Source organism: Mesorhizobium sp. M7A.F.Ca.CA.002.04.1.1, assembly GCF_004022805.1.
GTDB lineage: Bacteria > Pseudomonadota > Alphaproteobacteria > Rhizobiales > Rhizobiaceae > Mesorhizobium > Mesorhizobium ciceri.
In genome coordinates this window covers 1-9005 of record NZ_RZPL01000168.1, presented here as the reverse complement: position 1 = coordinate 9005, position 9005 = coordinate 1, and the positions used below count along the sequence as shown (strand labels likewise).

The 9005-nt window shown below is 59.8% G+C and carries 11 protein-coding genes, 1 tRNA gene and 2 pseudogenes; 7 read left to right on the top strand and 7 right to left on the bottom strand.

Going from position 1 to position 9005, the window contains the following annotated elements; genetic code table 11:
- Positions 1–332, top strand: a 332-nt coding sequence (locus ENZ75_RS11600; RefSeq protein WP_128278106.1) for a DUF993 family protein, incomplete at its 5' end; no start/stop codon positions are given.
- Between the two features lie 55 nt (positions 333–387).
- Here the strand turns inward: ENZ75_RS11600 and ENZ75_RS11595 are convergent.
- Both ENZ75_RS11595 and ENZ75_RS11590 read right to left on the bottom strand, forming a co-directional pair.
- Complete coding sequence (locus ENZ75_RS11595; RefSeq protein WP_244514234.1) at positions 388–2556, bottom strand: alginate lyase family protein; 2169 nt, start codon at positions 2554–2556, stop codon at positions 388–390.
- 228 nt (positions 2557–2784) lie between these two features.
- Positions 2785–3075, bottom strand: a complete 291-nt coding sequence (locus tag ENZ75_RS11590) for a hypothetical protein (RefSeq protein ID WP_127219021.1) — start codon at positions 3073–3075, stop codon at positions 2785–2787.
- 175 nt (positions 3076–3250) lie between these two features.
- On the opposite strand from ENZ75_RS11590, the gene ENZ75_RS11585 reads away from it, so the two are divergent.
- The 3 genes and pseudogenes from ENZ75_RS11585 to ENZ75_RS35075 all read left to right on the top strand — a co-directional run.
- The gene (locus ENZ75_RS11585; protein ID WP_024502741.1) at positions 3251–3610 is read left to right on the top strand and encodes a lysozyme inhibitor LprI family protein; all 360 of its coding nucleotides are present in this window, start codon (positions 3251–3253) and stop codon (positions 3608–3610) included.
- Between the two features lie 14 nt (positions 3611–3624).
- Positions 3625–4020, top strand: coding sequence for a hypothetical protein (locus ENZ75_RS11580; protein ID WP_013529710.1), 396 nt, complete (start codon positions 3625–3627; stop codon positions 4018–4020).
- Positions 4021–4029: 9 nt separating this feature from the next.
- Positions 4030–4136, top strand: a pseudogene (locus ENZ75_RS35075) (transposase); the annotation flags it as partial.
- On the opposite strand, the gene ENZ75_RS34310 reads toward ENZ75_RS35075, so the two are convergent.
- Both ENZ75_RS34310 and ENZ75_RS11575 read right to left on the bottom strand, forming a co-directional pair.
- Positions 4103–4345, bottom strand: coding sequence for a hypothetical protein (locus ENZ75_RS34310; protein WP_063168951.1), 243 nt, complete (start codon positions 4343–4345; stop codon positions 4103–4105). The pseudogene ENZ75_RS35075 and the gene ENZ75_RS34310 overlap by 34 nt on opposite strands.
- Positions 4346–4472: 127 nt before the next feature.
- Positions 4473–5240: a Stf0 family sulfotransferase gene (locus ENZ75_RS11575; RefSeq protein ID WP_027161395.1), complete on the bottom strand. Its 768-nt coding sequence runs from the start codon at positions 5238–5240 to the stop codon at positions 4473–4475.
- A 403-nt stretch (positions 5241–5643) separates the two neighbouring features.
- On the opposite strand from ENZ75_RS11575, the gene ENZ75_RS11570 reads away from it, so the two are divergent.
- Entirely contained in the window at positions 5644–5850 is a 207-nt protein-coding gene (locus tag ENZ75_RS11570; RefSeq protein WP_013529712.1) for a hypothetical protein, read from the top strand.
- Positions 5851–6124: 274 nt separating this feature from the next.
- Here the strand turns inward: ENZ75_RS11570 and ENZ75_RS11565 are convergent.
- Positions 6125–6199: transfer RNA gene (locus ENZ75_RS11565), tRNA-Val, on the bottom strand.
- A 116-nt stretch (positions 6200–6315) separates the two neighbouring features.
- Complete coding sequence (locus ENZ75_RS11560) at positions 6316–6678, bottom strand: response regulator (RefSeq protein WP_006199474.1); 363 nt, start codon at positions 6676–6678, stop codon at positions 6316–6318.
- Positions 6679–6841: 163 nt separating this feature from the next.
- On the opposite strand from ENZ75_RS11560, the gene ENZ75_RS11555 reads away from it, so the two are divergent.
- On the top strand, positions 6842–7783 hold the full coding sequence (locus ENZ75_RS11555; RefSeq protein ID WP_013529713.1) for an N-formylglutamate amidohydrolase: 942 nt from the start codon (positions 6842–6844) through the stop codon (positions 7781–7783).
- A 301-nt stretch (positions 7784–8084) separates the two neighbouring features.
- A complete protein-coding gene (hisN, locus tag ENZ75_RS11550; RefSeq protein WP_024502739.1) occupies positions 8085–8858 on the top strand; it encodes a histidinol-phosphatase in 774 nt (257 codons plus the stop codon).
- 17 nt (positions 8859–8875) lie between these two features.
- Here the strand turns inward: hisN and ENZ75_RS11545 are convergent.
- Positions 8876–9005: pseudogene (locus ENZ75_RS11545) on the bottom strand (alpha/beta hydrolase); the annotation flags it as partial.

Here is a 9005-nt window from a genome sequence, read left to right as displayed (position 1 = left end):
TTTTCGACGCGATTGCGCCGGTTGCCAACGCGGCGCTGGCGAAACTGGCGGAAGGCGACCGCGCCGGCTTTGACGCGTTGATGGCGCCGACCGTGCCGCTGTCGCGAAAGATCTTCGAGGCGCCGACCGAGTATTACAAAGCCGGCATCGTCCTCATGGCCTGGCTGAACGGCCATCAGGATCATTTTGCGATGGTCGGCGGTATGCAGTCGGCGCGCGGCATCCGTCACTATGCCGACGTGTTCCGCCTTGCCGACCAGGCCGGATTGCTGGCCGATCCGGAACTGGCGGTGACCAGGATGAAGAGCCTTTGCACCGTCGCGGGTGTTTGAAGCGCGGAAAGTGGTTCTCATCATCGACGTAACAGGCCAGGAATGCCGGGCGTCGCTAATGTCTCCGCCACAGCCAAAAAGGCGCGATTGCCTCGTCTGGATGAAAAATGGGCTTGGTCGCCCTTCCCAGATCGGCAGGTGGCATTCCTGCGGGATCATGGTGCGTCAGGTCGAGAAGCAGCGGCCCAAGCCGATCCGGATCGACAGTTTCGGCCGACATGGTGTGTGGCTTGTTCTCGTGCGCAACAAGCCAGTGCAGCGCCTGGACCAGTCCCAGCCCCTCGGCTGTCTTGTGTTGCCAGAGATTGTCACCGACCGAAGACAGGACACGGGCCAGCGACGTCCAGCCTTGCAAGGTAAACATGGCGTAGTGCCTGGGGCGCGTGCGGGACAGTTCCCTGGGCAAGGAGCCATCGGCTGCGATCTGGGTTGCTAGTCTCTCCCGAGCATAGAGGCTGATCTTGGCCAGGGTGGCGCTGTCGCCAAGAAACGTGGCGATCGATGCCCGCTGCAAATCGTAATATGTTCCTTGGTTGCTGCTGCTGCAGAAGGCCGTCGCGGCTGCCGGCGCGGTGTCCAGCCATTCGCAGTAGGAACCGAGCCAGGCTCTGAACGCCTCGCGATCCTCGTCGCCCAGTACTCCTGTTCGCTCGAGCAGGCGTACGGCATCCAGGAAGAAATAGAAATCCTTCAGCTCGATGATGCCGTGGCCGGACCCTTCATTGTTGTCGTGGCCCGACCGCACCTGCGCATAGCGCAAATGCGGGTTCATTCTTGTCCTGGGATCGATAAACCATGCGCGAAAGAGCCTGGCGGCGTGGACGGCATAATGATGCCCATCAAGCACGGTTGCGGCGAGCGCAAGCACGGTTGTGTCGTCGAAGACGCGCTGCAAGCGTGTGCGATCGTAGGTTTCGCTTCCTGCTGCATACAATGCCGTGCCGGGCACGCGTTCGCCATCGCGCCGGATATAGGGCAGGCCGTCGGGTCTGTCGGGGTCGGGCCACCAGTAAGGCGCAGGGTGAAAATAGTCCTGGGGATCCCCGCTGGGGGCTAGGCCAGTCTTGTCGAGCACGCTGAACGGACCGCGGGCGAGTGCCTGTCCGGCCGCGGTTTCGAGATGGTGCAGGATGGGCCCGTCCTTCACCGCGTTGGCCAGGGCGTCTTCGTCATAAAAGGCCAGGCGGGAGGTATCAAGCCGAGCGGCGACTGCCTTGGCGTCACATTGATCGACCATATCGACGATCGCCTGATCGCGGCTGACCAGACGCGCGACGAAGCCGGCCTTGCCGATCTCCAGATGCGAACGCCCTGAATCCAGGCGCGCCACCCAGCCCGCTTTCTGGAGCAGCCCGGCATCCGCCGCCCGGACCGGGCGTGGAAAATCCCAGGCGTCGTCGCGGTAGCGGTCCCAGGGGCCAGGAACTGCCAACCGCCACAGCATCTCGATTTTTGGCCGCCTTCCGTAACCATAGTTTTCGTCGAACAGTTGCGTGGTATCGGCTCGAAATATGATCTGCGGCTCCTCCTCGGCCGGCGGCTGAAAGCTCTGGTCCAGCAGAAGCGCATTGTCGACAATGCGCGCCATGGGCACCACAGCGTAGGGAAGGTGCGGGTTTTTCTCGATCGCGGACCGTATCCGCTGGAACGCAGAGGCTGTCAGGTAGCAGTTCCCGTCCCAGGGCATCAGCCATTTTGCCCTGTCGCGGGCAATCGCGAGCGCGGCGTTGCGAGCCCCATTGTTGTTCATCACATAGAGGTTCTTGCTGCGGCGGATGTGCGTTTCGTAACGCGCGGACTGTCCGCTCGCCCGGCCCTTCTCTGAGAATCGGAGGTCGCCGGCAACAAGCTGGTCGACGTCCCAGGATATCTTCCGGTACTGATCGAGTTCGAAGGGGATTGTATGAAAATTCTGGCGGCGGCTTTCGAGCAGGCCGATGATCCGGGCTTCCTCGTCGGTGTCGACTATTCGATTGACGATCCAGAATTTTTCGCAGGCGTCGAAGACCGGTTCGTTGTCCAGAATGAACAGCACGTTGTCGAATGACTGGCCCTTGCGGTGTCGCGGTTCCAGATCATTGCCGATGATCCGGACGAGCATGAAGCTGTCGGCAATCTGCGAGATCGGCGACGCCGTGTAAGTCTCGCGGGCGGCCTCGATCCGCTTGCCGAGTCCGCGCCGGTATTCAGCATTCTGCTTTGCGGAAATGAGCGCGTTGCCCAATGTCGACCACGGCGACCGCAATTGCGTGCGCACACGGTTCAGTTCGCGATATATCTTCGGCCAGGACGATAGTTTTGTCCTACCGGACTGTGAACTCATGACGGCACGCAGGGAGACCGGATCCCGATCACCGCCTCGGGGATGCGCGCGGTTTCGCCAATCATTCCGACTTTGATTCTGGACCATTTTTGAGCGTGAGGCGACGAAGCCCTGAATTGTGCGGCACGATCAATCATGGAAAACGTCTCTCGCATGTAACGTTGCGAATGTCCTGTTACGTTCTGCTGCATAAGTGACGGCAGGTTGCCAGGCAACGCCGACAGGACAATGCGATAAATCAAATCCGAAAACCACATAGCATGGCAAATGCCCCGGCATCGGCGATTCGCCTTCACGCAAAGGCAAGCTCGCAAAAGATGCGCCGGTGATCGCAATTTTCTTGGAACCAATCCTCCCGGCGCGCGACCAAGCGATGTGTCCAAACATGGTCAGCTTGTGGCGGCCGCATTCGACCGCCATTGCATCGAATACATGAGTTATCTGCCACTCCCCGCATATCACCTCACGGCCCTAGCCTCGTCCGTCCTGCATTGTTGAACCCGACAACCCTTTGCTTACTATATGGTTTTCCAGGCCTTGCCGGCTGCTCCTATGCGTGCTTACTTGTGGTTGTTTTCATGAGGGGGATACAATCATGCGTTTTCTACTTGCTGCGGTCGCCATGCTGTCGTTCGCCGCCACCGCGGCTCTGGCTGATCCAGCTTCGGATTTCAAAAGAGCCGATCAGGCATTGAACCAGACCTTCAAGCAAATCCAGAAGCGGCTTACGGATGATTCCGACGGCAAGGCACGGTTCGTGAAAGCGCAGAGAGCGTGGATTGCGTTCCGCAACGCCGAATGCACGTTTCAATCCAGCGGTGACGATGGTGGCTCCGCGGCGCCGATGGTTGCCGCTGCTTGTCAGGCTGACCTGACCAAGGCCCGCACCAGGCAGTTGAAGGCCTACCTGAACTGCCAGGAGGGTGACCTCTCTTGCCCGGTGCCATCAGAATAATCTGGAGTGACAAAATGCCGAATTTCAAGATGAGATATGTGCTGATCGCGCTTGTGCCGTTGGCGGTTGCCGGTTGCGTCAGCGCTGAGGATCAGCGCGCAATGGATCAGCAACAGTGCGCGTCTTACGGCTACAGGCCAGGAACCAACAGGTTTGCCGACTGCATGATGCAACAGACCTCACAACGTTCAGAAGATGAGCAGCGCTCATTGGATCGCATGGCCGCGCAAGAACAGAGAGACAAGGATCGCAAGGAAGCGCGTCGAAAGGACGACAGCTACATCGATCCAAGGCCGAGTTACGACAAGGATGGCAATCCGAATTTCGACACTCAAGGCAATTACCAAGGGTGTCACGGCGCGGGATGTTTGGTCGACAATCCAGACAATAACGATGACGATGACCAGTAGGCTGGCTCCGCGAGGCTCTCCTTCCTGCCCCCTATAGTCCGGACCTCAACCCAATCGAGAAACCCTTCGCCAACTTCAAGCACTACATGCGGCGTTGCGCCAGGCGCAGGCTAGAAGTCAACCCAAATGCGAACCGCTCTACCTCGGCGAACAGCCGGGAAATGCCGATCCTGCACACGCGATCCGCGATTCCATCAGCTTGAAGGATGGTTCCGGAACTTTTTGCCGCAATGGCAGGTTCGAGCGACATGACGAAACTATCTGACCCTGGCCCGCCGTTCCCAGCAAGCTGCACGGCGGCCAGGACATCCCGGAAGAAGATCATTACTGCGGGCAGACGGTTGACCGGCGCGATTTACTCCAGGTGTTCTGGAGGAAGAGCCGGGGCATCGAGCGCTGGAACCGAGCCAGCTGCAACGATCATCGAATTTCCCCGAAGAAAGTACCTGCCTCTAGAAGCGCTTTCGGATCAGGGGCCGTTTCAGGGCAAAGCGGGCGATATTGTCGAGCGTTCTTGGCACCGCCATCTCCCCGATGCCCTCAATGGCGCCCTTGGCCGCTGCGTCCTCACGAAAGCGCACTATCCATTCTTCCGTGAGGCTGTCCCGTTGAACAGTGAATCTCGAATTGGCGGTGTCTTCCGGGACCTGGACGCCCATATAATCCGCCACAGCTTCCAGATAGGGCCGTGGGTCTTGCTGCAAATCTTCGTAGACGAATTGACGACAATCCAGCCCCGCAAGTTGTAGGTAGGACCTCCAGAACGCATAGCTTCGATCAATCTGGAAATACGCTTGGCTGATGTCGGCGAAGCTATAAGGAACAGAGCGCGGATTGACTTTCCCTTCGTGCCGGCTCGTCCACACTCCAGACATCCTAGCTCGGTAGAACGAAATAGCTTGCTGAATTCGGTCGCGACGTTCCAACAAAATGAATTCCAAGCCGTGTTTTCTTCGAATCTCGAATAGAAAATCCTTTCCGAATTTCTCCTTACACCAGGCCAGATGGCGCGGAAACAACTTGATCGCAAACCGCCCGTTGTCGGTCGACGCTTTCTCGATGACCGCTTTTTCAAGATCATCATAGGTGCGGGGATCGAAACGTAGATAGGCCGGATCAAGCCATTCCTCCGACCGTCCCATCAGGCCAGTTGCGTTCGTCAGGCTTCCCAGCCAGTTCGAACCGCTTCTTCCCTCTGTAAGAATCGCAACGCCCCGCATAAACTCCTCACTTCACCTTGTCCCGGAACGCATGCCGCAAGGCCCGCTTATCTTCAACCCAAATCAGTGCTGCGTTCCCGCCCCAGGTCCAGGAACACCGTGCTCAGCTTATTGCCGCCGTGATCTTCGTTGCCATCTTGTCGGCATCACCAGGGCTTTGGCTGGATTCTAGACCAGATGACCACGCAATTCATCTAGGACGCCGCATCGGCCGCCATCGTCATCGTGGGCGTGTTCGCCGTCGCCGACACGTCGCCACGCGATTGCTGCGCCTGCCCAGGAGTGTCCTCTGTCGAATAACCGTGAGGGTTGTTTTCGCCGCCATCACTATTTTTGTGAACCAATTCACCCGAGGCGCGACCAAGTGATGTGTCCAAACATGGTTCATCAAGGAGAACGTCTTATGTTTACTGTCTCGAGAAACGTCTTTTTGGCCGCCATCGCCGTTTCGGTGCTGGCCGGCTGCAAGACAACCGCTCCCAGGGAATGCGACAAGCTGAAGCCTGGCGTCACCTATAACGGCAAATGCTGCGGCATCGGCGAGCCTTGCCGCGAAGGCAAGGGCGGCGGCGACAGGCCGGGAAATACGCCTGATCCAGCGCCGCAATGATCTGATTGCGTGTCGCCCGTTCCGGTCAGCGCTGGGACGGGCGGGTTGCGCTCGAAAGCTCGCCAACGTCCAGCCTCCCCTTGAGGCACCGAAATCGTCCACCTCTGTGTAACGCGCGCCCTGGACGGCCCTGTGCCACGCTGTGCCCTGCTTATCCCAAGTGAGGCGTTCTTCCGCCAGCACCTCGACGCTGCTCATCCCGCGCGTCATGCCCACGCGCTTTGTCTGGCGAGCCGGCCAGCATGTCGATCCAAGTCTGATTTGTCTGGTTGGATGGTGGGCGTGACAGGGATTGAACCTGTGACCCCTGCAATGTCAATGCAGTGCTCTCCCGCTGAGCTACACGCCCATCCGAAGCCGCGCATACACCATTTTTGATCCAGCGCGTCAATAGCAGGAAAAAGGAAAGAAGGCGTCGTCTCGCCGCAGTGGCGAAGAGGTGCGGCGCCTCGCCTAGAAAACGGCTCAGGCCGCCTGCAGCATCTTCTCCACCTCGTTGACGAGGTCGCGCAGATGGAATGGCTTCGACAGCACCTTGGCGTCTTTCGGCGCCTTGGAATCCGGGTTCAACGCAACGGCGGCGAAACCGGTGATGAACATGACTTTCAGATCGGGATCGATCTCGGTGGCGCGGCGCGCCAGCTCGATGCCGTCCATCTCCGGCATGACGATGTCGGTCAGCAGCAGCGAGAACGGCTCTTCGCGCAGCCGCTCATAGGCGCTGGCGCCATTGTCGAAATCGCTGACCTGGTAACCGGCGCGCTCCAGCGCCTTGACGAGGAACCGACGCATATCGTCGTCGTCTTCCGCCAGAAGAATGCGTGCCATGATATCCTGTCCGAATCACCCGCCCGAGATTGCCGTTGGGCAAGCCCGTTAACCATCCTGTATATGAGGAGGTGAGGGTAAACATCAAGTGAACGCGGACGGCGATGATCCATATTTGCCGGGGGTGTGCCGCCGCTGAAATGCTGGACACGCGGCCTGCAAGGTGGCACTTTCACATCATGATGCACTGGTGTTTTCGGGTTCGTTCAAATTGAAGACGGCAGCCGAGGATTTTTCGGTCTTTCCACCCTTCGAAATCCGGTCGGGCGCCGAGCAGCGCGTCCCCTTCCTCTTCAATTCGCCGCATAGCGGCCGCTACTATCCCGAACGGTTCCTGGCCATGGCAAGGCTGGACCGCAACGCCATCCGCCGGTCGGAAGACTGTTACGTCGATGAGCTGTTCGGCGGTGCCGTGGCGCTCGGCGCGCCGCTGCTGGCGGCGAATTTTCCGAGGGCCTATCTCGACGTCAATCGCGAGCCGTGGGAGCTCGATCCTCGCATGTTCGCCGAGCCAGTGCCGTCCTTCTGCAACATCCGCTCGGCGCGGGTGGCGGGTGGGCTTGGCACGGTGCCGAAGCTGGTCGGCGAGGGGCTCGACATCTATTCCGGCCGCCTGCCGCTGTCGGAAGCCGTTGCCCGGATCGAAACCGTCTACAAGCCCTATCACGAGACGCTGAAGCGGCTTTTGACCCGGACCCATGCGCGGTTCGGTTTTGCCGTGCTGATCGACTGTCATTCGATGCCGGCGAGCATCCGTGTCGGCGACAGCGGGCTGCGGCCCGACTTCATCATCGGCGACCGTTTCGGCATCTCGGCAACCGCCGCCCTGACCGAGACCGCGATCGGCCTGCTCAGCGCCATGGGCTATTCGGTTGCCCACAACAAACCCTATGCCGGCGGCTTCATCACCGAGCATTACGGCCGCCCGGCGCGCCATCTGCATGCGCTGCAGATCGAGGTCAATCGCGGGCTCTACATGAACGAACGGACATTCGAGAAGGCCGCCGGCTTCGATGCGCTGGCCGACGATCTGACGCGGTTCTCAGCCGACCTGATGTCGATGCCCGACCATCATTTCATCGACCTGCCGCTGGCCGCGGAGTGAAATCGCGGCGTAAAAAAAGACCGCATCGTTTGCACGATACGGTCGAAGTCTAGGGAGGAAACGCCCAAGGAGGGCATGGACAGGAAACCCTGTCCGAGGTCAAGGGTATTGTGCGTTGCACAAATGTCAAGCGACCTTCAGGCTTTTTTAATTCACTCTGATGTGGAAATTGCGTTTCGACGACGCTTATGTGACATCCGGGCAACAGATGCCGTCGCGGAGAAGTAGTCGAACACACTTGTTTTGGTACGAAATTGGCGGCAGAGCACGGCTCGGACATGCTGCAGTGCGGGAGAATCAGTTGGACATCAGTGTCGATTTCATGCGCCGCATCGCGCAGGTGGCGGCGGCGGAGACCTTGCCGCGCTTTCGTGCCCAAGGCGCGGTCGCCAACAAGGAACAGGGCAGTTTCGATCCGGTCACCGAGGCCGATCGCGAGGCCGAGCGCGCTATCCGGGCGTTGATCTCTGCCGAGTATCCCGACCATGGCATTCTTGGCGAGGAGCATGGCAGCGAGAACATTTCGAGCCGGCATGTCTGGGTGATCGACCCGATCGACGGCACGCGCGCCTTTATTTCCGGCCTGCCGGTGTGGGGCACGCTGGTCGGGCTGACGGTCGACGGTGACGCCGTTGCCGGCATGATGGCGCAACCCTTCACCGGCGAGCTGTTCTACGCCAACGCCTCAGGTTCGCACTATGAGGGGCCGGGCGGGCCGCGAAAACTGACGACCCGCAAGACGACGAAGTTGGACCAGGCGACGCTGTTCACCACCACGCCGGCGCTATTCAAAGGCGAAGCGCGCAACCGTTACGATGCATTCGAAAGACAGATCCAACTCGCCCGCTATGGCGCCGATTGCTATGCCTTCGCCATGATCGCTTCGGGAAGCGTCGATATCGTCGCCGATCCCGGTTTGAAGCCATACGACATCGTGGCGCTGATCCCGATCATCGAGAAGGCAGGCGGTGTGGTCACCACATTCGATGGCGGGCCTGCGGAAAAGGGCGGCGATGTCCTGGCGGCTGCAACGCCGGAACTCCACGCAGCTGCCATGGCTGCCTTGCGCGGCTGACCAGCGACCGGCGGCCGTCAGGCCGTGGGGTCGTCGCTGCCGGGAATGAAGGCGTCGAAGGCGGCGAGCAATTGCTCGCGGTAGATGTCGGCTTCCTGCAGGATTTCGTGGCGGGAGCCCTCGATCATCAGCAATGAAACGAGCCGC

Bases quoted from the DNA above. Each gene is read 5' to 3' on its own strand.
- ENZ75_RS11570 (WP_013529712.1), top strand. From the start codon at position 5,644: ATGTTTACTGTCTCGAGAAACGTCTTTTTGGCCGCCATCGCCGTTTCG.
- ENZ75_RS11580 (WP_013529710.1), top strand. From the start codon at position 3,625: ATGCCGAATTTCAAGATGAGATATGTGCTGATCGCGCTTGTGCCGTTG.
- ENZ75_RS11585 (WP_024502741.1), top strand. From the start codon at position 3,251: ATGCGTTTTCTACTTGCTGCGGTCGCCATGCTGTCGTTCGCCGCCACC.
- ENZ75_RS34310 (WP_063168951.1), bottom strand. From the start codon at position 4,345: ATGATCTTCTTCCGGGATGTCCTGGCCGCCGTGCAGCTTGCTGGGAAC.
- ENZ75_RS11560 (WP_006199474.1), bottom strand. From the start codon at position 6,678: ATGGCACGCATTCTTCTGGCGGAAGACGACGACGATATGCGTCGGTTC.
- ENZ75_RS11590 (WP_127219021.1), bottom strand. From the start codon at position 3,075: ATGGCGGTCGAATGCGGCCGCCACAAGCTGACCATGTTTGGACACATC.
- ENZ75_RS11575 (WP_027161395.1), bottom strand. From the start codon at position 5,240: ATGCGGGGCGTTGCGATTCTTACAGAGGGAAGAAGCGGTTCGAACTGG.